Below are 24,354 nucleotides of genomic sequence, written 5' to 3'. Positions count from 1 at the left end.
TATTCACATTTTATATAGCAGGCAAAGAAGACGATGAATGATGAAAATAATTTTACGACAGCAGTCCAAGATGCTTTAGGACAAGCACAACAGATCGCGATCACCCGTAAAAATCAAGCGATCGATGTGAGCCACCTATTTAAATTTTTAGTGCAACCAGGTGAACTAGTCGCTGATATTTATAAAAGGGCTGGCATTGATCTAAATGGATTTGAGCAAAAGATCGATCAAATTTTAGCTGAGCAACCTGTTTTGACTGGTAATGTGAGCTATGGTCAAACTTTTAGCCAAAAGTTGTTACAACTTTTACGGGATGCAGATGAGATCAAAAAACAGTTTGCTGACGAATATATTGCCTTAGATACTCTTGTTTTAGCTTTGATGAAGCAAACTTATGATCCATTAGTCAAATTTTTAACAGAACACAAGATCACTGCTAAAAAGTTAGAAGAAGTTGTTGTTCAATTGCGCAATGGTGAGAAAGTAACTTCTAAAAATCAAGAAGAGCAATATAAGGCTTTAGAAAAATACGGGATCGATCTAGTCAAACAAGTCAAAAAAGGTAAGCAAGATCCGATCATCGGACGCGATGATGAGATCCGCGATGTAATCCGGATCTTATCACGCAAAACCAAAAATAATCCTGTGTTGCTTGGAGAACCTGGGGTCGGCAAGACGGCGATCATTGAAGGCTTGGCGCAACGGATCGTTTCACGCGATGTTCCAGATAATTTGAAAGATAAGACGATCTTTTCACTTGATATGGGAGCTTTGATCGCAGGTGCTAAGTATCGTGGTGAATTTGAAGAACGATTGAAAGCTGTTTTAAAAGAAGTCGCTAAAAGTGAAGGTCAGATCATCTTATTTATCGATGAGATCCATAATATCGTTGGTGCAGGTAAAACCGAGGGAAGTATGGATGCGGGGAATCTCTTGAAACCAATGCTTGCCCGAGGAGAATTGCACTTGATCGGGGCGACGACGTTAGATGAATATCGTGAATATTTAGAAAAAGACAAAGCACTTGAACGGCGTTTTCAAAAAGTTTTAGTTAAAGAGCCAAGTGTCACTGAGACGATCTCGATCTTGCGTGGTTTAAAAGAACGGTATGAAACACACCACGGAGTACGGATCCATGATAATGCGTTAGTCGCAGCAGCAACATTATCTGACCGTTACATCACTGATCGCTATTTGCCAGATAAAGCGATCGATCTAGTCGATGAAGCTTGTGCTGAGATCAGAGTTGAGATGAATTCGATGCCAACTGAACTTGATCAAGTCACGCGTGAATTGATGCGTAAAGAAGTTGAAGAAGCTGCTTTGAAAAAGGAAAGCGACTCAGCCTCTAAAAAAAGATTAGCAGAGATGCAAAGCGAGTTAGCTGATTTAAGAGAGCAAGCAAATCAATTAAAGATGCGGTGGGAAAGTGAACGCGAAAGTATTCAAAAAGTTAGTGATAAAAAGGCTGAGCTTGATCACGCTAAGCAAGAATTGCAAACAGCTGAGAGTGACTATGAACTTGAAAAAGCAGCTAAGTTACAGTATGGAGTGATCCCAAAACTCGAACAAGAGCTAGCCACACTTGAAAATGAGAAAAAGCCTGCGCATCTCTTAGTTGAAGAATCAGTTACTGACGATGAGATCGCTTCAGTTGTCAGTCGTTTGACAGGGATCCCAGTCAACAAGATCGTTCAAGGTGAAAGAGAAAAACTGTTACACCTTGATGAAAAGTTACACCAACGTGTGATCGGACAAGACGAAGCAGTCAAAGCTGTTTCAGATGCTGTCTTACGTTCGCGCGCCGGTCTACAAGATCCATCTAAACCGTTAGGCTCTTTTATGTTTTTAGGACCAACTGGGGTCGGGAAAACGGAATTAGCTAAAGCGTTAGCTGAAGATCTCTTTGATTCAGAAAAGCATATGGTGCGGATCGACATGTCTGAATATATGGAAAAAGCTTCGATCTCACGGCTAGTAGGAGCAGCACCTGGGTACATCGGCTATGAAGAAGGCGGCCAATTGACAGAGGCTGTGCGCCGAGATCCTTATACGATCGTGTTATTTGATGAGATCGAAAAAGCGCATCCCGATGTTTTCAATTTGTTACTACAAGTTTTAGATGACGGACGTTTGACAGATGGTCAAGGGCGGACAGTTGATTTTAGAAATACGATCTTGATCTTGACTTCTAATTTAGGTTCAGAATTGCTTTTAAATGATGCCTCAACTGATGGTCAGATCTCAGATAAAACTAAAGAGCAAGTTTTAAAGATCGCTCAAGCACACTTTAAACCTGAGTTTTTAAATCGGATCGATGATATCATCATGTTCACACCGTTGGATCTTTTAGCCGTGACTGAGATCGTGACAAAATTTATCGAACGTTTGACGAAACGTTTAGCTGATCAAGAGATCAAATTAGTTTTAAGTGATGAATTGAAGGCGTGGATCGCAAAAAATGGTTACGATCCAGCTTATGGTGCGCGTCCATTACAGCGTTTCATCACAGAAAAGATCGAGACTCCACTTGCTAAAGCTTTGATCGCTGGGCAGATCATGCCTCATTCTGAGGTCTTATTAAAACTTGCTGGTGATCAAGTCGCTTTTGAGACAAAGGATCTTATCCAAAAATAGATGTAAAAAAGATCATTCGAGAGTAGAATGATCTTTTTTACATCTAAGAAAAAACTGTACGAATTTGTCGTACAGTTGAAAAATTATTTGCTATCACTAGTCTTTGTAGGGCTTTTGATGAAAGGAGTCAAACAGTTGACTGCGATCCAACCAGCAACCATGGCGATCAAGCCACTTGAGAGTGGTTCAAATGTACTTCCTGAAAGTGCTGAAAGGATATAACCGATAACTTCACCATAAATAAACCCCCAAAAGAGGATCGTAAGTTGTTTTGCCATTGCTAACACCTCGCATTCACATTAAGTAGTGTAGCACATTTATGGGTGATTTGCACAAATAAATAGGACTAAATGTCGCTTTAGTAAATCATTGCTAAGATCTTAAGGCATAGTATAATTATTATTAATAAAGCGAAACTTTGCAAAGGAAGTGATAAAAATGTTTAGCCCGCTCCAAGTTTTGAGTGAAAATAGTCTTTTGAAAAGTGATCTGCGGATCGAGACCTATGTCAAAAGAGCTGCTGATCTTGGGTATCAGACTTTAGTTTTAAGTGATCTCAATGTAATGTATGGAGTCTTAGATTTTTATCATGCATGTCAAAAATATCATATCAAGCCTGTTGTGGGGATCACACTTGAAGTGGAAGCGAGTTCTTCTTTAGTCTTGTTAGCTAAAAATGAACAAGGTTACCGCAATCTTTTACAGATCTCTTCGTTGAAATTAACACGTTTTAAAGATAGCGAACTAGCTTTTAGTGAATTTTTAGACCAGATAAGCCCTTATTTGACAGATCTAAATATCATTGCGCCCCCAACAGAGAGTTTGCTAGCCAAGTATTATGATAATGCTACTGAGATCTTGAAGCATCTAAAAGAATATGCTGATCCCAATAGCGTCTATTTAGGGATCGAACCGACGTTAGCTAAAAAAGAACAGTTGGCCCTGACGATGCTTTCTAAGCTCTCACAAACCCCCTTACTTGCTACAAGTGTCGTCCATTATTTGACTGCAGATGAATATTTTGAAGTTAAAGTTTTACGCGCGATCGCTTCGGGGGAAAAGCTCTCTTTTGAAAGTTCTTTGAAAGCTCAGATCGGGCGCCACTATTTAAAAGAGCCTAGTCAGTATCAGATCGAATATCAAAACGCTGGTCTACAAGATGCTTTTTCAAATGCGGAAAAATTGTTAGCTGAAAGCCAGCTACATTTGGAATTTTCGAAAACAAAATTGCCTCATTTTGAGACTCCAAATGGATTGAGTGCAGTGAGTTATTTACAAAAATTATGTCAAGAAGGTCTAAATGAACGTCTACGAATCGAACAAGTTTCGACTAGAGCAACTTATGAAAAGAGACTAAAAAAAGAACTAACTTTGATCGAACAATTAGGTTTTGCAGACTATTTTTTGATCGTTTGGGATGTAACTAATTTTGCGCATGAAAAAAAGATCCGGATCGGTCCAGGACGTGGTTCAGCCGCTGGTTCGTTAGTTGCTTATGTTTTAAAGATCACAGATGTGGATCCTTTAAAGTATGGCTTATTGTTTGAAAGATTTTTAAATCCTAAGCGAGCTCAGATGCCTGACATCGATCTAGATATTCCAGATACTAAAAGAGAGAGCCTGATCCGATATGTTCATCAAAAATATGGGCATACGCATATGGCGCAGATCATTACTTTTGGAACATTAGGTGCACGTCAGGCGATCCGAGATGTAGGGCGAGTGATGGGACTGACGAGTTTTGAATTAGACGAATGGTCGCAAGCTTTACCACATCGATACAAGCTTACTTTACGTGAAGCTTATCAAGAATCTCAAAAAGTGAAAAATTTGATCGCAGATAGTCCAAGAAATGAACGTCTTTTTAAAACGGCACTTAAATTGGAAGGCTTGAAACGTCACTATTCGACCCATGCGGCTGGGATCTTACTGAGTGATCGTCCGTTGAGTGAATCAGTTCCAGTTCAACTTGGTGGAGATCAGATCTTACTTTCACAGTTTGCAAAGGAACAAGTCGAAGAAGTTGGTCTATTAAAGATCGATTTTTTAGGTTTGCGCAATCTAACGATCTTAGATAATGCACTGCGGTTCGTCAAAACTGGTTATGGAGAACGTCTAGATCTTCGTAAGATATCTTTGGACGATCCTAGGACTCTTCGTTTATTTCAGTTAGGCCAAACAAACGGGATCTTTCAATTTGAATCAAATGGGATCCAAAATGTCTTACGTCGCCTAAAACCGACCTCTTTTGAAGATGTAGCGGCCGTCAATGCTCTCTATCGTCCAGGACCGATCGGAAATATCGATGAGTTTATTGCAAGAAAGCACGGAAAAAAGCCAGTTATCTATCCTGAACCAAGCTTGCGTCCGATCCTAGAGTCAACTTATGGTATTATGGTCTATCAAGAGCAAGTCATGCAGGTTGCTTCCGAGATGGGGGGCTTTTCGCTTGGACAAGCCGATCTGTTGCGACGTGCGATCAGTAAAAAAGATCAGACGAAGATCGACCAATTGCAGACTGCGTTTATTGCTGGCGCTAAGCAACAAGGCTATGCTAAAGAAAAAGCCAAGCGAGTCTATGATTACATGAAAAGGTTTGGAAATTATGGTTTCAACCGCTCACATGCGGTCGCTTATTCCAAGATGGCCTTTGAATTAGCGTATTTAAAAAGTCATTATCCAGCAGCTTTTTTTGCGGCTTTATTGAATTCTGTGATCGGAAATGAGGCTAAGTTACGTGAATATCTAGGGGAGATCAAACAGTACGGGCTGACACTAAAAGGTCCAGATATCAATCAAAGTGTTTTATATTTTTCGCTCAAAGAACAGGCGTTGATATTTGGTCTAGCTTCGATCAAGACGGTACGTAGTGATCTGCTCAAAGCTATCCTCAACGAACGCCAGGCAAATGGTCCCTATACTTCTTTAGTCGATCTGATCAAGCGGATCGATAAAAAATTTTTAAAAGAAGAGCAGTTAAAAGCTTTGATCTATGCTGGAGCTTTAGATAGTTTAACAAAAGATCGCGCAAAGTTGATCGCACAAGTACCGCTACTTTTGAGCAATATCGCACTAAGTGGAGATAATCAAACTTTATTTGAAAAACTTGCCCCTAAAGAACAAGCTGAGATCCCAGAGATTTCTGAAAAAGAGTTGTTGGCAAAAGAAGCATACTATTTAGGCACATATCTTTCAAAGCATCCAGTCGAAAAATATGCTTGGTTAGCCAAACGAAAGCAAGCTAAACTTTTAAATGCGATCGTACCAGGAACACGCATGAAAGTTCTCGTATATATCGATAAAGTACGTGTGATCCGAACTAAAAAAGGAGAACAGATGGCGTTTGTCAAAGTTGGCGACCAGAGTGCCGAAGGTGAATTAGTCGTTTTTCCAGAAGAATATCGGCGTTTTTCAGAATTATTACAAGTAGATGAATGTGTATTAGTTGAAGGCAAAGTCGAGATGCGTAATGACCAAAAAAATATTATCGTGACTAAGCTTGCTTTAGCGACTTCATTTTCAAAGCAATGCTATTATCTACGTTTGGATGCGACAGCAACACTGGAAAAACGAAAACAATTACAAACTTTGATACAAAAAAATCAAGGGAATGTTCCAGTGATCTTGATCGAAACAAATGAGAAGAAAAAAATAATTTTAAAAGAAAATATGTGGCTAAATAACACTCCAGAAACAAAAGAAGCGCTAACAACCTTATTAGGTAGCAAAAACGTTGTCTTAAAGTAATGAAAATTTGTGAAAATGCGCTTTTAATTTATTACAGAAAAACAATTTTTTACAAGACAAGCGCTCATAAAAGTGATAAGATTACATTTGGAGAATGTAGTACTACAGAATTATTACTTGAGGTGAAGAAATGAAACGCATTGGTATTTTAACAAGCGGTGGCGATGCCTCCGGGATGAACGCTGCTGTACGTGCGATTGCTCGTTCTGCCATGAACGCCGGTCTTGAAGCCTATGGTATCAACTATGGCTACAAGGGTCTGGTTGAAGGTAATATCTTCAAGATGGAATCTGCACAATTGGACGGTATCATTGATCGTGGCGGTACAATTCTTTACTCTGCACGTTTCCCAGAATTTGCAGAAGAAGAAACACAACTAAAAGGTATCGAACAACTTAAGAAGTTTGGGATCGATGCTTTAGTTGTGATCGGTGGCGACGGTTCATATCATGGTGCTTTGAAACTTACAAGGCATGGTTTTAACTCGATCGGTGTCCCAGGAACGATCGATAACGATATTCCAGGAACAGATTTTACGATCGGTTTTGATACAGCTGTTAACGTTGCTACAGAAGCACTTGACCGTATCAATGATACAGCAACATCACACCAACGTGTCTTTGTTGTTGAAGTCATGGGTCGTGGTGCTGGTGACATCGCATTGTGGTCTGGGATCGCAGCCGGAGCAGATGCTATTGTCGTACCAGAACGCGAATATGACATCAAAGCGATCGCTGATAAGTTGACAAAGAACCGCGAACATGGCAAAGATCATGGCTTGATCGTGTTAGCTGAAGGAGTTATGTCAGCGCAAGACTTCAAAGAAGAACTTGATAAACATGGTGATTTTGATAGTCGTGCGATCACTTTAGGACACGTCCAACGTGGTGGTGTACCAACTGCTAAAGACCGTGTCTTAGCTAGTCGTTTTGGCGATTATGCTGTTCGTTTGTTGCTTGAAGGCAAAGGTGGCCTTGCTATTGGCATCCACGATAACCAACTTGTTGCAACAGACATTATCGATACTTTAGAAAACCACAAGCATGTGACAGACGTGTCCTTGCTAGACTTAAACGAACGTTTGAGCTTCTAATTTATCATCCAAATGCTTTTTGACTGGTAACTAAAAAAGGCGCTCTGGCGGACTTGATCATCCGGTAGAGACAGTTTGAAACTGTGTTACTAATATTTGATAAATGCTATAAAGCATCGAAAGATTTCAAAGGAGAGAATCAACTCATGAAAAAGACCAAGATCGTAAGTACACTTGGACCAGCTAGTTCAGATCTAGATACAATTTGCAAATTGATCGAAGCGGGTGCTAATGTTTTCCGTTTCAACTTCTCTCATGGTGACCATGAAGAACATTTAGGCCGTATGAACCTTGTGCGCGAAGCTGAAAAAGTAACAGGCAAGATGGTAGGTATCATGCTTGATACAAAAGGGGCTGAGATCCGTACAACAGTTCAACAAGGTGGTAAGTTACACTTCAACATCGGTGATGAAGTTCGTATCTCAATGGACGCATCACTTGAAGGTACAAAAGAAAAGATCGCTGTTACTTACCCAGACTTGTACGATGACGTACATGAAGGTGGTCATGTTTTATTCGATGATGGTTTGATCGACATGAAGATCGAAAAGAAAGACGAAGCAAACCGCGAATTAGTATGTACAGTTATCAACGAAGGTACACTTGGTTCACGTAAAGGTGTTAACGCTCCTGGCGTTTCCATCAACTTACCTGGTATCACAGAAAAAGATGCTGATGATATCCGCTTTGGTTTAGACAACGAGATCAACTTCATCGCTGCATCATTCGTACGTAAACCTCAAGACGTTTTAGATATTCGTGAACTTTTAGAAGAAAAGAACATGGAACATGTTCAAATCTTCCCTAAGATCGAATCTCAAGAAGGTATCGATAACTTTGACGAGATCTTAAAAGTTTCTGATGGTTTGATGATCGCTCGTGGTGACATGGGTGTTGAGATCCCAGCAGAAAACGTGCCTTTGGTACAAAAATCATTGATCAAGAAGTGTAACGCTGCTGGTAAAGCTGTTATCACAGCTACACAAATGCTTGATTCTATGCAAGAAAACCCACGTCCTACACGTGCCGAAGCTTCTGACGTTGCTAACGCTGTGTTTGACGGTACAGATGCAACAATGCTTTCTGGTGAATCTGCAAACGGTGATTACCCAGTTGAAGCTGTTGCAACAATGGCACGTATCGACGTTAAAGCTGAAAATGCATTGCGTCAACACAAATCATTTGCATTGAATGAATTTGATAAGACAGACGTGACAGAAGCTATTGGTCGCGCTGTTGCTGAAGCTGCTGATAACTTGAACATCAAGACGATCGTAGCAGCTACAAAATCTGGTCATACAGCACGTATGATCTCCAAATACCGTCCAGATGCAGACATCTTGGCTGTGACATTTGACGAACGTACACGTCGTGGCTTGTCTGTAAACTGGGGCGTCTTCCCAGTTGTGGCTGAAACACCAAGCTCAACTGATGAAATGTTCAACTTAGCAACAGAAAAAGCTAAAGAAGCTGGCTTTGCTAAAGAAGGCGACTTGATCTTGATCACTGCTGGTGTTCCTGTTGGTGAAAAAGGTACAACAAACGTTATGAAGATCCAATTGATCGGTTCTAAGTTAGTTGAAGGTCAAGGCGTTGGTGACGAAACAGTTATCGGTAAAGCTGTTGTAGCAACATCTGCTGCAGAAGCAAACGAAAAAGCTGTTGAAGGTGCTGTTCTTGTAACAAAGACAACTGACAAAGACTACTTACCAGCTATCGAAAAAGCATCTGCTTTGATCGTTGAAAACGGTGGTTTGACATCACATGCTGCTGTTGTTGGTATCTCTATGGGTCTCCCAGTTGTTGTTGGTGCTACTAACGCAACAGAATTGATCACTGATGGTGAAGTTGTAACTGTTGACTCTCGTCGCGGTATTGTTTACCATGGTGCATCAAACGCACTTTAATCTGAATTTTTGGGTTTAGTCCGATAATATTTATCGTGTCTTTTCCAAACAGTATTATAACGTATCTGACTTATAGATCGCTGATTTTGAAGTGATAGTCAGTTATCAAGTTATACTAAGAAGACTCACTCCTTTGGGGGTGAGTTTTTTTAGTATAACTTGATAATAATGATAACTAAAACTTGTAAAGTGATTTTGATCAGATGTTCTAAAAAGATCTGGTAAAATCAGCGGAAGCTAGGGAACTATTTAGTGATTGGTGATAGAAAAATCTCTAAAATGAAAAAAACGTGGTAAATAATTTAGTAAAACGTAAATTCATAAAGTAAATTATCGTGGTAAAATTTAAAAAACCAGTTTCAGCATTGGAAGGTGAATCAATGTATAATTATAATTATGAACAAAAGCAGATCGTACTTACTAATATTTTAGGATCTTTTCTGCAATTAGACGAAACTGAACAAAAGCTTTTGGCTGAAACATGCCATGTACAACTTTTTACTTATAATGAGATCATCGAGTTAAGTGCACGCCCAAGTGACTCACTTTATTTTATGGTCAGTGGGTTAGTAGCTTGTCGCACTTTTGCGCGAGATGCAGAGGAAGTGGACTATCTTCAATTTTATAAACAAGGTCAATGTTTTTTATCGCTGGACTCTTTTTCGTCGCAAGAAAAGCTCAATTTAGAGTTAGTAGCCTTTGATGGGGAAGTTACTTTAGTAAAGATCCCAAGTAAGATCGTGATGCTTTTGCGGGAACGTTCGCGCTCTTTTGAGATGTTTTTGTTTTTAGAGCTCAAAGCTCAACTGGAACGAATGCTTATCTTTGAACTCTATTGTTATCAATTATTTGCTAAAAATCGAGTGCTCGCCTCGCTTTGTTATTTGGCTCTTTTTTATGGCCAAGATCAACATAACGGTTGGATCTGTTTGCCTCATAAGTTGACACGGGGGATCTTAGCTTCTTTTGCGCGAACTTCACGTTCATCTGTAACAGAGGTCTTGACACAGTTAGTAGCCGAAAATTTAGCTTTAACAGGGCGCTATAAAATGCTATTAGATAAGAATTTTGTTTTGGAGCAATTTGAGGGGTTTTATTTTAGGGACTTTTGAGCAGGAGCAAAACTTAGTATGATATTAGATTAAAAGACGCTAAGAACTTAGAAGATGAATTAAAAGTTATTTCAATTCATCGTGAAAATAGTAAATACTGGGCGAGTTTGCCTTTGGGGATCGAGATAAAAAAGAAGATCCAGACAGGTAAGAACTCAGCCGTTGACGTCAATGTCGGACATCTAAACCACATAGACGAGTAATTACGTTAAGAAGAGAACCAAAGTATAACGTGATCATCTCAAAGTGAACATGACATTATCCAAAATTTACCACCAAGTTAGTTATTAATTACGATCAGATCGTAATCGAAGATCTAGATGTCAAGAAAATGCAAATGACACATATTGCCGCTAAAGGACTTCAACGTTCATTATTTGGCTACTTTAGACAAGCATTAACTTATAAGTGTAACTGGTATGTAAAAAAGTAGTTTTAGCTGATAAATATTATCCAAGCACGCAACGTTGTTCTAAGTGTGGCTTTATTAAGACTGGCGAAGATAAAGTTGGTCTCAATGGTAATGAAAAACATAGAATAAAACAAATATATTTGTTATGGATGTGGTCTAGTTATGGATAGAGGTGAAAATGCAGTAAAAAATCTTTTGACTTTAATAGATTAAAAATATGAAGGGGGGCTATACCCTAAAGCTATTAGAGCTAGTCAATATCATTACCCTTTAGTTAGGATATAGGAATTAGCGTTGACGGTAGTAAATAAAATTAGGAAAGGAAAAGCTATATTTCTTTCTCAAACATAATTATTTGTTCATGTTTACTTACATTTTATATAGCAGTAGTTGACCTATGATTGTTAAGTTTTTTTTGTTAAAATGATATGTATCAAGATGTGTACTAATGTTTGAGGTGATCTTTTGAAAAAAGAACTACGACAAGCAAAGATCGAGCAGTTGATAAATCAACGACCGCTCGCTAATCAAGAAGAGCTGATGGCAGCACTAAAAGAGCTTGGGATCAGTGCTACGCAGGCCACGATCTCACGTGATATTCGTGAGATGCAGATCGTTAAACAACAAGATGCGCAAGGTAATTTGCGTTATATGATCTTTAAAGCTCACAATAGTTCTGAACAAGATAAATTGAATAAAGCGATCTATGATTCGGTCACAGCAGTCATTTTGGTCGAATTTATGAATGTGATCCATACGACGCCACGGAGTGCGAACGTTTTAGCAGCGATCTTAGATGACCTAGCGTTAGAGGATATTGCTGGGACCGTGGCCGGCTTTGATACTGTAGTCGTCATTAGTCCGACACGTGAAAGTGCAGTGAAGATCAATACTTTATTTAACGAGCATCTTGCACATGATGAGCTTACATAAGCTAAAACGAGTGCCTTTAGGTGCTCGTTTTTAGATATTTGCTTAAGATTAGAAGGCATTATGTGATAACCTTATCTGATATGGTAAGATGAGAGAGTGACAATGCTAAAAAGGAAAGTTTTATTATGAATGGATTTTTAGAAAAAGCCTGGCAAAAAATAGCCTATTACAGCCAACGTTTTTGGTGCTGGTTTTGGGCTAAGTGTAAGAGATATCAATTGATCCGCTGGGCGATCGTCTTAGTTTTATCGCTTTTTTTATGTATGAGTATCTATTTGACTTTTATTGCAAAGACGTCAAATGTTAAAGGTTTGAAAAGCGCATTAGAACAAGCAACTGAGATCTATGATAAAAATGATCAAAAAGCAGGGTATCTGTATTCGCAAAAAGGGACTTGGACCTCACTTGATAATATTTCACCAAATGTCGTAGATGCTGTTTTGTCAACTGAGGATCGTAATTTTTATAAAGAATACGGTTTTTCTGTCAAAGGTATCGCCCGAGCAGGTGTGTCTTATGTCAAAAATAAACTGACTGGTAGCCAAGCGATCAGTGGTGGGGGCAGTACTTTAACGCAACAATTAGTCAAAAATGCTTTTTTATCGCAAGAGCAGACGTTCTCGCGTAAGGCTAAAGAGATCTTTATCGCAATGCAAGTCGAAAATACGTATAGCAAAAAAGAGATCTTAACGATGTATTTGAATCATGCTTATTTTGGGAATGGTGTCTGGGGTGTTGAAGATGCGGCCAAAAAGTATTTTGGGACAAGTGCAAGTCAATTGACTGTTCCGCAAGCAGCCACGCTGGCTGGAATGCTGACAAGTCCTAATGCTTTTAATCCTCTTGATCACCCTGAAGCTTCTAAAAAAAGACGGGATGTTGTTTTGAGTCTGATGGTTGCTAATAATAAACTGACTGAAGAACAAGCTAAACAATATCAAGCACAAGCGATGATCACAAATGATACGTATGTTTATAATTCTGGTTATAAATATCCCTATTATTTTGATGCTGTGATCTCGGAAGCGATCAATACGTATGGCTTAAGTGAATCGGACATCATGAACCGCGGATACAAGATCTACACAACATTAGATCAAAACTACCAAGCCAGCCTGCAAGAAGATTTTGCAAATGACTATCTTTTTCCAGCAGATGCCGCCAGTGGGGCTAAAGCTCAAGGAGCATCGGTTGCGATCGACCCTAAGACCGGCGGGGTAGCAGCTGTTGTTGGAGGACGCAGTGGGACTCATGTTTTTCGGGGGTATAATCGTGGAACACAGTTAGTTCGTTCACCTGGGTCAACGATCAAACCGTTAGCTGTTTATGCACCTGCATTGGCCAAAGGGTATCATTATGATACAGAACTACCTGACAAACTCAAAAGTTATGGAACTAATAAGTATACACCACATAATTGGAACAACGTTTATACTGGAGAACTTCCAATGTATAAAGCCTTAGCTGAAAGTAAAAATACGTCTGCGGTCTGGTTACTGAACAAGATCGGTGTTAAAACAGGCTTTGATTCAGTTGAAAAATTTGGGATCAAACTTGATGAGTCAGACGAGAATTTAAGTTTAGCTTTAGGGGGACTAAAGAAAGGGGTCTCTCCATATCAGATCGCTAGTGCATATACGGCTTTTGCCAATGATGGAGTCCGTTATGATCCGCATTTTATTCGCAAGATCGTAGATGCTTCTGGTAAGACGATCGTTGATAATGGTGATGTTGATTCACATCAAGTTTTATCTGCAAAAAATGCTAAAGAAATGACGAGCATGATGATCGACGTTTATACGATCGGGACAGGAAGCAATGCTAAACCAGCAGGATATACGATCGCTGGAAAGACAGGTTCGACTCAAGGAAATGGTATTGATCCTAATAGTGCGGACACTGATCATTGGTATGTTGGATATACACCAGATATCGTACTAGCAACTTGGGTCGGTTTTGATTCAAATAAAAATTCGATCGAAGATGCTGGTTCACGTGGAGGAGCTTTGTTATTCAAAACAGAGATGGAAAATATCTTGCCATATACAAAACAAACAAAATTTGATGTTGCTGCTGCTTCAACGCTAGCTAAAGAAGATGAAACAAACAATACTGAAAGTTGGTGGGATAAACTGAAAAAAGCAGGTCAACAAGCCGAAAATGAAACTTCTGATTGGCGCGATACAGCTGATTCGTGGTTGCAAAAAGGACGCGATGTTTGGAATAACTTATTTGGAAATTGAGAGGCTTTTGAATTAATCAAAAATATAAAGTGATGTATAATAGTAATTGAAAAGTAAAAAGATAGTTGATCGATAGTATCTACAAAAAAGATAAAATATGGACTAGGTACTAAGGATCAGGATGATGACTATCTTTTAGAGCTGCTTAAGTTATTTTTTGAAACTAAGAGTAGCAAATAAACATGAAAGGAAGGCTATATTTCTTTTTAGCAGGATAAAGTACTTTATCTTGAGCCATATTTGATATAGCAAGGATAGAAGATCTATGGTAAACATTTATGATACGGCTAACCAAATGGGAAGCGAGTTAAAAGAAACCCAACAATACACAGAGCTCAAAGCTGCTTATGATGCTTTAAAAGCTGATGAAGCTGCTTATAGTTGCTTCAAAGAATTGCAAACTTTGCAAGAAGAGATGCAACAAAAGCAGATGAAAGGCGAGATCACTGAAGAAGATTTCAAGAAGCTACAAGAAGCAGGAGCTAAAGCTAAAGACTTTGAAACTTTACAACAACTTATGTTGAAAGAACAAGCTTTGAGTATGTTGATGGATGAAGTGAGCCAGATCATCTTCCAACCAGTTCAAGAATTATATAAAGACTAATAAGTGAGCTTGAGCGCTTGGGAGCAGTCGATCGCGACTGTTCCCAAGCGTTTTTTCGCAAAGAAAAATGTAGCGTTTGGAAAAGCGTATCTTACTTAGCTAAAATATGTTAAAGTTAATAAGCGAGAACCTTGAAAGAAACGGATAGGTAGAAATATTGAATAAAAGAATCTTTGATTATAAAAATGATGAAAATATAGAACTTTTTGTTTTGATCAAATCGGCTGAGACGCGGATCGCTAAAAATGGAAAACAATTTATTGCTTTCAATTTTTCTGATCAGTCCGGTGTGATCAGTGCTAAATTTTGGGATGCTTCTAAAGAAGCGATCGCTACTTTTACGCCTGGAAAGGTCGTATATCTCAAAGGCAAGCGCGAACTCTATCAAAATAATCCTCAGATCAAGATCTTTAAATTGCGCTTAGCTAAAGAAAGTGAGCCTCAAGATCCCGCACTTTTTGTACAAAAAGCACCTGAAAAAAGAGTTGAGATCGAAGCAGAATTGAACCGTTATCTCTTTGAGATCACTAATCCTACGTGGAATCGGATCGTGCGTGCTTTATTAAAGGAATATCAAAAGGAATTTTTCACCTTCCCTGCAGCTAAATCAAATCATCATGCATATGCTGGGGGTCTAGCTTTTCATACGCTTTCGATCTTACGTTTAGCCAAAGCGTTAGGTACACAATATCCGCAGTTAGATACTTCGTTATTGTATGCAGGAGCGATCTTGCACGATATTGGTAAAGTTTTAGAACTTTCAGGTCCAGTTGCTACGTCTTATACTTTAGCGGGAAATCTTTTAGGGCATATCGTTTTGATCGATGAAGAGATCGTTAAGACCTGTGAACGTCTAGGACTTGCAACTGAAAGTGAGGATGCGCTTTTATTACGACATATGATCATTTCACATCATGGTTTGTTAGAATATGGTTCACCTGTGCGTCCGCACTTGGTCGAAGCTGAAGTGTTGCATCAGTTAGATAACTTAGACGCTTCTTTACAAATGTTAGACAAAAGTTTAGAACATACAGCACCAGGAGAATTTACTGAGCGGATCTTTGGGCTGGATGGGCGCAATTTTTATCGTCCTAGTGAAAAATAACGAGGTAGACAATGGCAAAGAAAAATTTTTATGCGCTTAAAAATACCGGACAGATCTACACTTCTTGGCCAGAGTGTCAACAAGCGTTAAAACAAGTCACAAATCCTGTTTTTAAGGGGTTTGTGACCAAAGAAGAAGCAGAAGCTTTTCTTTTAGGAAAGACAGAACAAGCTCTTCCCAAAGAGAGTATTTTTGTAGATGGAAGTTTTGCAAAAGAGCAACAGGTCGTAGGAGGCGCTTTTATCCATGTTAAAAATGAGCAGATCATTTTTGAACAAAAAGTCAGAGACGATCGGCATCTAGACTTGATCAAGTTACAAAATGTCGGGGGTGAGTTATTGGCTACGATCTATGCGCTTAAGTATGCGCAAGCCAAAGGGATGACTGAAGTGGTGATCTGTCATGATTATCAGGGGATCGCTAGTTGGGCGGATGGTTCTTGGCAAGCTAAGACACCAGTAACAAAACGCTATGTCGCCTTTGTGCAGAAATTTAAAGCTGAAACGCAAGCAAAGCTCAAGTTTTATAAAGTTGCCGCTCATACAGGTATAAGATTTAATGAACGTGCTGATCAACTAGCTAAAGAAGCTTGTGGCTTAAAATAAAGAACCTTAAAAAGACCGATCAAGTTAGGGATCCAACTTGATCGGTCTTTAGTTTATTGGTTTAGTAAGCGTGTTGCTTATTCAGCACTGCTACTTTCGGCACTACTGCTATCAGCAGCTGAACTTTCTGAAGAACTCTCAGAAGAGGAAGCTTCAGAAGAAGAGCTTTCTTTCTTAGAAGAAGAGCTACTCTTCTTGCTTGAAGAACTTGAAGTCGTCACACTACTTGTTGAAAGGTAATCAGCTAGAATATCTTTCAAGTCACTATCTTTGATCGAAACGTTACCTTCTTTGAATTCTTTTGAGATAACAGCTTGAAGTGTTGCAGAGTCGTTTAGTTTTTCATCGATGATCTGATCTTTTAATTCTTGTGTATGGTCAGACATCTTACCTTTACCAGGGTTCTTGACGCTGTAAATAATGTGGTAGCCATAGCTTGTCTTGACAGGTTCTTTAGTGTATTCACCTTGTTTCAAAGCAAATGCTGCTTTTTTGAATGTACTGTCAAGTGAAGTATCTGTGTTGTTGAATGATGGTAGCTTACCGCCATCGTTTTTCGTTGAGTCATCGATCGATTTTTCTTTAGCTAACTTCTTGAAATTCTTCCAGGAACCATCTTTGTTGAGATCTTCGATGATCGATTTAGCTTCGTCTTCATTTGAAACGAGGATCTGAGCAACCGTGATCGTTGGTTCATAAGATTTCCATTGCTTCTTAAGTTGCGCATCAGTGATCTTTGTATTAGCGATCACTGCTTGACGTAATAACAAGTTAGAACGAATGCTCTTCTTGAAAGCTGAAGCTGTCAAGCCGTTTTGTGAAAGGACAGCTGAGAAAGAAGAACCGTATTGTTTCTTGTATTTGTTATATTCTTTGTTGACCATCTTATCGGTAACTTTATCACCATATTTACCTTCTAAGATCTTGTCTAAGATCATTTGTTGTAAGATCTGTTTCCCAGAAGAGGTCTTTTTCATACTATCGTAGTATTGACTTTCAGTGATCTTACCACCCGAAGTAGTGGCCACAGTTTTACTTGAACAAGCTGATAAGCTCAATGTCATCAAGACACCAGCACAGGCGACTAACCATTTTTTCATTATGTTAAACACATCCTATTCGTAAAAATCTAATAAGTACAATATAACACATTTGGCGAAATGACGCGCAAACGTTTAATAATTTTTAAGAAAATCGTTGTTCGAGCTCAGAAGCAGAACGGTCGAGCTCTTTTGTCAAAGGTTTGATCTCTTCGCTATAAACATTGATCTCTTTTGAAAGCTCATCTAAAACAGGAGTGGCTTTTTCTAATTCAGCACTGAAAGCGTGAGCCTTATCTTTGACAACTTGAACTTTAGCTAGATAAGCTTTACCTTCTGCGACTGTTTGATCAAGGACGACTGCCTTTTTAGTCAAATATTTGAAGATCTCATCACGTTTGAGATAGACGATCGTTGCAAGCGAACCTGTGATCAACGCAAAACGAGTTAATTTATTCATTGGTCTGATCCTCTAAATGGGCTTTGATGTTAGCTGCGATCGCTTGGAGTTTTGCGCTATCATATTGGTCTGAATTATCGTCAAAGACCATCTTGAAGCCGTCTTTTTGGCTGTAACGTGGGATCAAATGAACATGTGAATGAAAGACCGTTTGGTAGGCAACTTCACCGTTATTATTGACGATATTTAGCCCTGTGATCTGAGGATCTGAGGCTTTGAGTGCCCGAGCGATCTTGGGGATCCGACTAAAAACGGTTTTAGCCAGTTCTTCATCATATTCGAAGATATCAGCTGCGTGTTTTTTAGGAACGACAAGAGTATGTCCTGGTGTAGCTTGGGAGATGTCTAAGAAAGCTTTGACTTCATCATCTTCGTAGACTGTTGTACTTGGGATCGTTCCAGCGACGATCTTACAAAAGATACAATCTTGCATATTTAAAACCTTCTTTCAAAAAAATAGATCTTTCTTCTAGTATACACTAAAATTTAGTCGATCATCTATTCTAGAAAAAATTCTAACACTATGTATCCAATTTTTCCTTTAGCCTGAATTTGGTGTAAACTAAAGAATAAGAAAATTTCTCGGAGGGTAGTCTATGACTTTAGAAGTTAACGGACTTGTTGGTGGCTATTCACAAGTCCCAGTATTAAAGGATATCTCTTTTACAGTGAATGATCGTGAACTAGTTGGCCTGATCGGGCTCAACGGGGCAGGTAAATCGACGACTTTGAAGCATATCATTGGCTTACTTATGCCACAAAAAGGAACTATCAAACTTGATGGAGTGACTCTTGCTAAAGATCCTAAGCACTATAAGAGCCAACTAGCGTATATCCCAGAAACTCCGATCTTATATGAAGAGTTGACGTTAAAAGAACATCTTGAGCTAACGATGATGGCTTATGGACTCGATCAAACAAAAACTTGGCCAAAGGCGCAGAAACTATTAAAGAAATTTCGCTTAGATAATAAGTTAGATTGGTTTCCCGCTAATTTTTCAAAAGGGATGAAACAAAAAGTGATGATCGTTTGTGCTTTCATCACAGATGCATCTTTATATATCATTGACGAGCCGTTTTTAGGACTAGATCCACTTGCAACAAATGATCTACTTGAGTTGATCGCCCAAAAAAAGCAAGCTGGCGCAGCCGTCTTGATGTCAACGCACGTTTTGAGTACTGCGCAAGAGTATTGTGATCGGTTTGTGATGCTTGACCAAGGGCAAGTCACAGCAAGCGGCGATCTAGCGCAACTCCGGCAAACCTATGGAAAACAAGAAGCTTCTTTATCTGAGATCTATCTCAAATTCGCGCAGGGTGGTGAAAGTGATGCTTGAATTATGGAAAAAACGTCAAGCTAAACATCAAAAACAAATGTTCAAATATTTACGTTATGTATTGAATGATCATTTTGTCTTAGCTTTGCTCTTTTTACTAGGTGGGCTAGGTTTGAGTTATTCTAATTATCTGCAAACATTGACTAGTCAAAAAAGTGTTTCATTTAGTCCTGTGATCAGTGCTTTGATCTTATGGCTCGTTTTAAAATGTGGTTCTTTAGCGACCCTTTTGCGCCCAGCAGATCTTGTTTTTTTAGGACCTAAGCAAGCCGAGATCGGAAGCTACTTAAGCCGTGCTTTTACGCATTCACTATTTTTTTCTTGGCTCAGCGTTTCAGTGTTTTATTTGGCGCTTGTTCCGTATCTTTTGCATGCGGTCTTGCTGAAGACGCCACAGATCTTATTGCTTTGGTTGCTCGTTTTAGTATTGAAATATTTGCAACTTGAGCGCGAATTACTTGCTTTGTATCACGCTAAATTAGCTCAAAGATGGTTCAGATTACTTTTTGCTGATCTTTTTTGTTTCCTCATTTTACTAGCGAGTTTTTATTTTAATGCGCTTTATTTGCTCTTGTTGAGTGCGATGATAGGGATCTTTTTAGAAAGAGCGCAAAAAGCAAGTGCCGCTAGTGGGAGCTTTCTATGGGAGCAAGCGATCAAAAGAGAACAACGAAGAATGTTACGTTGGTATCGCTTTTTTGATCTTTTTACCGATGTACCATTTATCCAAGTGGCTGCTAAGAGACGGCGTTATTTAGATCGCTTCTTACCTAAAGCTTCAAATAGTCCTACGAGAAGTTTCACTTATTTGTATTGGCGGGCGTTAGTCCGAAATGGAAACTATAGTGGCCTTTATTTACGTTTGAGCTTACTAGGAATGGTGATCTTATACTTTGTCGAAACTCCGTGGTTAGCTTATGTTTTAGGGATGCTGTTCATTTATCTTTTAGGTTTCCAGTTATTGCCACTTTATTTTTACTATGATGAGCTTGTTTTTATGCATCTTTATCCGTTAGAGAAGAACCAAAAGCTCAAAGCCTTCAGTCAAGTTTTATTTACTAGTCTTGCGCTTTGTGCAGTTGTCTTTTCACTTGTCGTTTTTAGCTCGTTAGGTCTTTTTTCAGGAAGCATTTCTTTAGGTCTTTTATTAGGTGAGTGTTTACTGCTTGCTGGTCCCTATACCAAAGTGCGCCTAATAAAAAGAGCTTGACAGGCTACTTAGTTCTTTGTAGACTTATTTTAGTTATCGATATTTTCAAAAGGAGAGCCCCAGATGGATATCAGTTTGGACAATGGCTGGCAGATCCTTCCGATCGATGGCGACACAGGTACTGCTTATATGGCAGTCAATAATGATGAACGTATTTTTTTAAAGAGAAATACTTCCCCATTTTTGGCGGCTTTATCGTTAGAGGAGATCGTTCCGCGTCTGATTTGGACTAAAACGATGGTCTCAGGTGATACTTTGACTGCACAAGAGTGGATGAATGGTCGTTCGCTCAAGCGCGAAGAGATGTGTTCAGTACAAGTTTCTCAACTTCTTTATCGAATGCACCACTCAAAACTTTTAAAAAAGATGTTGCTCCAAGTTGGGGGTAAGACTTATACACCAGATGACCTCTTAGCTCAATATTTTACTAACTTGAGCAGTGATCTACGTAAGCATCCGTTATTGATGCGTGTTGTCGCACGATTAAGAGAGGATATGCCGCGGCTTGAAAGCTCGAATTACGAAGTATGTCATGGCGATTTAAATCATAAAAACTGGCTCTTATCTGAGTCAGGACAGCTATATCTAGTCGATTGGGAAGCAGTTCGTATAGCTGACCCAGCTTTAGATCTTAGTATGTTAATGTGTCAATATGTCCCACGTAAGGATTGGGAGCAATGGTTAACGCGTTATGAAGGAAAAAAACCTTCAGCAGACTTATCAGCTCGGATCGATTGGTATGCGATGATCAACTTATTGTTAGTGATCAAGCATAACTATGAACGTGGTCATTTCCATGAAATGAACCAAGACATTATCAAGCTTAGTCAATTTATCAAAAACAAAAATAACAATGCCAAGCATTGTTGATGCGATAAGGGATAAAAGGCAGTGCACCTTTTGTCCCTTATTTAGTGAAAGTTAGTTATAGAAAGGAAAACTAGTTGTTAACTAGTTAAAAAAAGATGCGTTTAAGAAATAAACCTTGGGCGAAGCCTTTGATCGAGGAAAACCCGCAATATGTCGTTACAGAACCAGCTGAGTTGCGTGGAAAATGGCAAAGTCGTTTTGCCAAAAAACAACCACTTTATATTGAAGTTGGGATGGGAAAAGGTCGTTTCATCGTCGAAATGGCTAAAAAATATCCAGAAAGAAATTTTATCGGGATCGAGATGCAAACTGTAGCAACAGGGATCGCTTTGAAAAAACAACTTGAAGCACAGTTACCGAATCTCCAATTTATTTGTGCTAACGGGAGTGGACTGACAGAATTTTTTGAAAAAAATGAAGTCAGTGGGATCTATTTGAATTTTTCAGACCCGTGGCCGAAGAAGCGTACTGAGAAACGGCGTTTGACATATAAGAGTTTTTTAGCTCAATATGAAGAAGTTATGTGCGCAGAAGGTCACTTAGAATTTAAGACTGACAATCGTGGTCTTTTTGAGTATTCATTAGTAAGCATGAATAACTATGGGATGGAATTTGATCAAGTTTGGTTAGATCTTCACCAAACTCCCGACTTAGTTGACAATGTGATGACAGAATATGAAGAAAAATTCAGTCAAAAAGGTCAACCAATCTATAAGTTAGAAGCACATTTCAAAACAAGCAAATAAATTTAAAAATAACTCTTGATAAGTTATAATACAAAAAGTAAGTAATTTATTCTGGAGGGATCATTATGGAAAAATTAGCAAAAATGGATAAAAAAACATTAGAAGAAAAGTTACAAGATGGCAAGTACGTTCTTTTCTTTACCGCAGATTGGTGCCCAGATTGTCGTTTTATCAAACCAGCGATGCCTGAGATCGAAGCAGAATTTAGCCAATTTGAGTTTATTACAGTTGATCGTGATGAAAATATCGATCTTTGCCAAGAGCTGATGATCATGGGGATCCCTAGTTTTGTCGTTTATGAAGATGGCAAAGAAAAGGCTCGTTTTGTCAATAAAGACCGGAAGACTAAAAAAGAAGTCGAAGATTTTTTAAATAATATTTAAGCTAAAGGAAGTATGAAACATGTTGATCACTAGCTATAACCCAGCGCAAATGGGTGATGTTTTAGTAGCAATAACAAAACCAGATGTTGCTACGCAAGCAACTGAGAAAAAAGAAAAGATCGTTCGGATCTATGATGTAAGTTCGAATGAGACTTTAGGTTATAACTTTTTTGAAGTCAGTGAACTTTTGTCTGATCTGACAGATCAAGGACAAGTCTTTTTAACAGAAAAGCAAGTAGCGACTTTAAACGAAGCTTTAAGTCAAGCTGGTTTTGAAGCAGAACTTACAGTTGATATGACACCTAAATTTGTAGTGGGGTATGTAGCTGAATTAGCAGAACATCCAGATTCAGATCATTTGCATATTGCTAAAGTCGAAGTCGATAACGGTGAAACGCTTCAGATCGTTTGTGGAGCACCAAATATCGAAGCAGGACAAAATGTTGTCGTTGCCAAAGTTGGTGCGATGATGCCAAGTGGGGCTTTGATCTGGCCTGGAAAGTTACGCGGGGTCGACAGTTTTGGGATGCTCTGTGCTGCACGTGAATTAGCTTTACCTAACGCACCTAAAGCACGTGGGATCTTGATTTTAGATCCAGCTGAATTCAAAGTTGGGACAGCTTTTGATTTTGCAAAAGGCGCACGATTATTTGCTTAAGCTTACAAACAAAGCAGGTTTGCTAGAAAAATAGGTTGTGGGGCAGATGACTTATCCAAGAAAGGAAGCACTATAGTATTTCTGATTATATAGATCGTTATATAATTCCACAGGCTATAGGATAGTGATTGAAATGAAAGTGCATATCACAAATATACATGGCCAAAGTTACCAAAGCACTGCGCAACTTGCGCAAAATCAAGTCGCTCAAATTGCTTGCCGAGAACTTGGTTTCAAAGAACTGGGGATCTACAACTATAACTGGCCAGAAGAACCAGATGCGCAACTCAATGCACGTTTTGATGGGATCATTGCTTCGGTCAGTAAAGGGGATACGATCATTTTTCAATCTCCAAGTTGGAATTCGATCGAATGGGATCAAGCCTTTCTTGATCACTTAGCACCGTACGCTGTTAATAAGATCATCTTTATTCATGACATCATTCCATTGATGTTTGAATCGAATCGCTATTTACTGCCTAAGTTTATTGATTTTTATAACAGTGCTGATCTTGTTATCGTTGCTTCTCAAAATATGGCTGATTTTTTACGTACTGAAGGTCTGACAGTCGAAAAGATCGTAGTTCAGCATATGTGGGATCATTTATGTCAGATCAACCCGTTGACTATTCCACAAAACACTAAAGTTATTAACTTTGCTGGTAATCCAGAAAAGTTTAGATTTATACAAAATTGGAAATTCGCTGAAACTAGTTTATATGTATTTAGTGAGCAGGTAGAGGTCCCTGAAAATGCAAACATCAAGTTTGGTGGTTGGCAGTCAGATGGGGTTTTAATTGAAAAATTACGAACAAATGGTGGATTTGGCTTAGTTTGGGATGACAATGCTTACTGGAGTAAATATATGCAACTCAATGCTAACCATAAATTGAGTACATATCTGGCAGCAGGCATCCCGTTGATCTTGCCCAAAGAATTACCTGAAAGTCAGAGGATCGTAGAAAAAGGTCTAGGCTTTGCAGTTTCTGATTTAAAGGAAGCCGTTACTCTAGTTCAAGCTTTAAGTGACCAAAAGTATCATGAGATGGTCCAACGGGTTGAAGCTTTTGCCCCACTTATTCGTGAAGGCTTTTTTGCTAAAAAAACATTAACAGAAGCAGTCTTTAAGGTTTTATACGAATAATATATAACTTTGAGTCATATCGTCTTAACGAGACGGTATGACTTTTTTTAAGCTATTATTTTGAAGTAGATAAAGTAATTTTGCTAAAATAAGAGTATCAATAAAGTA

The 24,354-nt window shown here is 38.9% G+C and carries 21 protein-coding genes and 1 pseudogene; 18 read left to right on the top strand and 4 right to left on the bottom strand.

Going from position 1 to position 24,354, the window contains the following annotated elements; all coding sequences use genetic code 11:
- Positions 1-33: 33 nt before the first annotated feature.
- Positions 34-2,637, top strand: coding sequence for an ATP-dependent chaperone ClpB (gene clpB / locus QFX10_RS09955; protein WP_280606064.1), 2,604 nt, complete (start codon positions 34-36; stop codon positions 2,635-2,637).
- 83 nt (positions 2,638-2,720) lie between these two features.
- Here the strand turns inward: clpB and QFX10_RS09950 are convergent, their stop codons facing one another.
- Entirely contained in the window at positions 2,721-2,915 is a 195-nt protein-coding gene (locus tag QFX10_RS09950; protein ID WP_280606063.1) for a YjzD family protein, read from the bottom strand.
- Positions 2,916-3,075: 160 nt separating this feature from the next.
- On the opposite strand from QFX10_RS09950, the gene dnaE reads away from it, so the two are divergent.
- The 10 genes and pseudogenes from dnaE (at position 3,076) to QFX10_RS09900 (ending at position 16,398) form a co-directional block, all read left to right on the top strand.
- Entirely contained in the window at positions 3,076-6,384 is a 3,309-nt protein-coding gene (gene dnaE / locus QFX10_RS09945; RefSeq protein WP_280606062.1) for a DNA polymerase III subunit alpha, read from the top strand.
- A gap of 130 nt (positions 6,385-6,514) precedes the next feature.
- Positions 6,515-7,477 (top strand): 6-phosphofructokinase, encoded by a 963-nt coding sequence (pfkA, locus tag QFX10_RS09940; RefSeq protein ID WP_280606061.1) that lies wholly within the window; start codon positions 6,515-6,517, stop codon positions 7,475-7,477.
- A 146-nt stretch (positions 7,478-7,623) separates the two neighbouring features.
- Positions 7,624-9,384, top strand: coding sequence for a pyruvate kinase (gene pyk / locus QFX10_RS09935; RefSeq protein WP_280606060.1), 1,761 nt, complete (start codon positions 7,624-7,626; stop codon positions 9,382-9,384).
- A 380-nt stretch (positions 9,385-9,764) separates the two neighbouring features.
- On the top strand, positions 9,765-10,496 hold the full coding sequence (locus tag QFX10_RS09930; RefSeq protein WP_280606059.1) for a Crp/Fnr family transcriptional regulator: 732 nt from the start codon (positions 9,765-9,767) through the stop codon (positions 10,494-10,496).
- Positions 10,497-10,513: 17 nt separating this feature from the next.
- Positions 10,514-11,121: pseudogene (locus tag QFX10_RS10985) on the top strand (zinc ribbon domain-containing protein); the annotation flags it as partial.
- A 252-nt stretch (positions 11,122-11,373) separates the two neighbouring features.
- Positions 11,374-11,841, top strand: coding sequence for an arginine repressor (locus QFX10_RS09920; RefSeq protein ID WP_280606058.1), 468 nt, complete (start codon positions 11,374-11,376; stop codon positions 11,839-11,841).
- Positions 11,842-11,966: 125 nt separating this feature from the next.
- Positions 11,967-14,084: a PBP1A family penicillin-binding protein gene (locus QFX10_RS09915; protein WP_280606057.1), complete on the top strand. Its 2,118-nt coding sequence runs from the start codon at positions 11,967-11,969 to the stop codon at positions 14,082-14,084.
- Between the two features lie 265 nt (positions 14,085-14,349).
- Positions 14,350-14,688, top strand: coding sequence for a YlbF family regulator (locus QFX10_RS09910; RefSeq protein ID WP_280606056.1), 339 nt, complete (start codon positions 14,350-14,352; stop codon positions 14,686-14,688).
- Between the two features lie 154 nt (positions 14,689-14,842).
- A complete protein-coding gene (locus tag QFX10_RS09905; protein WP_280607281.1) occupies positions 14,843-15,793 on the top strand; it encodes a 3'-5' exoribonuclease YhaM family protein in 951 nt (316 codons plus the stop codon).
- 11 nt (positions 15,794-15,804) lie between these two features.
- A complete protein-coding gene (locus tag QFX10_RS09900) occupies positions 15,805-16,398 on the top strand; it encodes a ribonuclease H1 domain-containing protein (protein ID WP_280606055.1) in 594 nt (197 codons plus the stop codon).
- A 77-nt stretch (positions 16,399-16,475) separates the two neighbouring features.
- Here QFX10_RS09900 and QFX10_RS09895 read toward each other — a convergent pair whose 3' ends face one another.
- From QFX10_RS09895 to QFX10_RS09885, 3 genes are all read right to left on the bottom strand, one after another.
- The gene (locus QFX10_RS09895) at positions 16,476-17,498 is read right to left on the bottom strand and encodes a peptidylprolyl isomerase PrsA (RefSeq protein ID WP_280606054.1); all 1,023 of its coding nucleotides are present in this window, start codon (positions 17,496-17,498) and stop codon (positions 16,476-16,478) included.
- Between the two features lie 85 nt (positions 17,499-17,583).
- Entirely contained in the window at positions 17,584-17,898 is a 315-nt protein-coding gene (locus QFX10_RS09890; RefSeq protein ID WP_280606053.1) for a hypothetical protein, read from the bottom strand.
- Positions 17,891-18,331, bottom strand: a complete 441-nt coding sequence (locus QFX10_RS09885; protein WP_280606052.1) for an HIT family protein — start codon at positions 18,329-18,331, stop codon at positions 17,891-17,893. The genes QFX10_RS09890 and QFX10_RS09885 overlap by 8 nt, the downstream gene beginning before the upstream one ends.
- 163 nt (positions 18,332-18,494) lie before the next feature.
- Here QFX10_RS09885 and QFX10_RS09880 point away from each other — a divergent pair, with 163 nt between their 5' ends.
- From QFX10_RS09880 to QFX10_RS09850, 7 genes are all read left to right on the top strand, one after another.
- On the top strand, positions 18,495-19,235 hold the full coding sequence (locus tag QFX10_RS09880; RefSeq protein ID WP_280606051.1) for an ABC transporter ATP-binding protein: 741 nt from the start codon (positions 18,495-18,497) through the stop codon (positions 19,233-19,235).
- Positions 19,228-20,445: an ABC transporter permease gene (locus tag QFX10_RS09875; RefSeq protein ID WP_280606050.1), complete on the top strand. Its 1,218-nt coding sequence runs from the start codon at positions 19,228-19,230 to the stop codon at positions 20,443-20,445. The genes QFX10_RS09880 and QFX10_RS09875 overlap by 8 nt, the downstream gene beginning before the upstream one ends.
- Before the next feature lie 63 nt (positions 20,446-20,508).
- Positions 20,509-21,315, top strand: coding sequence for a phosphotransferase family protein (locus tag QFX10_RS09870; RefSeq protein ID WP_280606049.1), 807 nt, complete (start codon positions 20,509-20,511; stop codon positions 21,313-21,315).
- A 95-nt stretch (positions 21,316-21,410) separates the two neighbouring features.
- A complete protein-coding gene (gene trmB / locus QFX10_RS09865; RefSeq protein WP_280606048.1) occupies positions 21,411-22,061 on the top strand; it encodes a tRNA (guanosine(46)-N7)-methyltransferase TrmB in 651 nt (216 codons plus the stop codon).
- A 65-nt stretch (positions 22,062-22,126) separates the two neighbouring features.
- Positions 22,127-22,444: a thioredoxin family protein gene (locus tag QFX10_RS09860; RefSeq protein ID WP_280606047.1), complete on the top strand. Its 318-nt coding sequence runs from the start codon at positions 22,127-22,129 to the stop codon at positions 22,442-22,444.
- A gap of 19 nt (positions 22,445-22,463) precedes the next feature.
- A complete protein-coding gene (gene ytpR, locus QFX10_RS09855) occupies positions 22,464-23,102 on the top strand; it encodes a YtpR family tRNA-binding protein (RefSeq protein ID WP_280606046.1) in 639 nt (212 codons plus the stop codon).
- 133 nt (positions 23,103-23,235) lie between these two features.
- A complete protein-coding gene (locus QFX10_RS09850; protein ID WP_280606045.1) occupies positions 23,236-24,246 on the top strand; it encodes a sugar transferase in 1,011 nt (336 codons plus the stop codon).
- Positions 24,247-24,354 lie beyond the last annotated feature (108 nt).

The sequence above is a fragment of the Ligilactobacillus faecis genome, assembly GCF_029889745.1.
Classification (GTDB): domain Bacteria; phylum Bacillota; class Bacilli; order Lactobacillales; family Lactobacillaceae; genus Ligilactobacillus; species Ligilactobacillus faecis.
This window is presented reverse-complemented; position numbering and strand designations above follow the sequence as displayed.

Coding starts and splice junctions, on each gene's coding strand:
- QFX10_RS09950 (WP_280606063.1), bottom strand. CDS start 2,915: ATGGCAAAACAACTTACGATCCTCTTTTGGGGGTTTATTTATGGTGAA.
- dnaE (WP_280606062.1), top strand. CDS start 3,076: ATGTTTAGCCCGCTCCAAGTTTTGAGTGAAAATAGTCTTTTGAAAAGT.
- ytpR (WP_280606046.1), top strand. CDS start 22,464: ATGTTGATCACTAGCTATAACCCAGCGCAAATGGGTGATGTTTTAGTA.
- QFX10_RS09875 (WP_280606050.1), top strand. CDS start 19,228: ATGCTTGAATTATGGAAAAAACGTCAAGCTAAACATCAAAAACAAATG.
- pfkA (WP_280606061.1), top strand. CDS start 6,515: ATGAAACGCATTGGTATTTTAACAAGCGGTGGCGATGCCTCCGGGATG.
- QFX10_RS09885 (WP_280606052.1), bottom strand. CDS start 18,331: ATGCAAGATTGTATCTTTTGTAAGATCGTCGCTGGAACGATCCCAAGT.
- QFX10_RS09900 (WP_280606055.1), top strand. CDS start 15,805: ATGGCAAAGAAAAATTTTTATGCGCTTAAAAATACCGGACAGATCTAC.
- QFX10_RS09860 (WP_280606047.1), top strand. CDS start 22,127: ATGGAAAAATTAGCAAAAATGGATAAAAAAACATTAGAAGAAAAGTTA.
- pyk (WP_280606060.1), top strand. CDS start 7,624: ATGAAAAAGACCAAGATCGTAAGTACACTTGGACCAGCTAGTTCAGAT.
- QFX10_RS09870 (WP_280606049.1), top strand. CDS start 20,509: ATGGATATCAGTTTGGACAATGGCTGGCAGATCCTTCCGATCGATGGC.
- QFX10_RS09880 (WP_280606051.1), top strand. CDS start 18,495: ATGACTTTAGAAGTTAACGGACTTGTTGGTGGCTATTCACAAGTCCCA.
- QFX10_RS09915 (WP_280606057.1), top strand. CDS start 11,967: ATGAATGGATTTTTAGAAAAAGCCTGGCAAAAAATAGCCTATTACAGC.
- trmB (WP_280606048.1), top strand. CDS start 21,411: ATGCGTTTAAGAAATAAACCTTGGGCGAAGCCTTTGATCGAGGAAAAC.
- QFX10_RS09910 (WP_280606056.1), top strand. CDS start 14,350: ATGGTAAACATTTATGATACGGCTAACCAAATGGGAAGCGAGTTAAAA.
- QFX10_RS09895 (WP_280606054.1), bottom strand. CDS start 17,498: ATGAAAAAATGGTTAGTCGCCTGTGCTGGTGTCTTGATGACATTGAGC.
- clpB (WP_280606064.1), top strand. CDS start 34: ATGAATGATGAAAATAATTTTACGACAGCAGTCCAAGATGCTTTAGGA.
- QFX10_RS09930 (WP_280606059.1), top strand. CDS start 9,765: ATGTATAATTATAATTATGAACAAAAGCAGATCGTACTTACTAATATT.
- QFX10_RS09850 (WP_280606045.1), top strand. CDS start 23,236: ATGAAAGTGCATATCACAAATATACATGGCCAAAGTTACCAAAGCACT.
- QFX10_RS09890 (WP_280606053.1), bottom strand. CDS start 17,898: ATGAATAAATTAACTCGTTTTGCGTTGATCACAGGTTCGCTTGCAACG.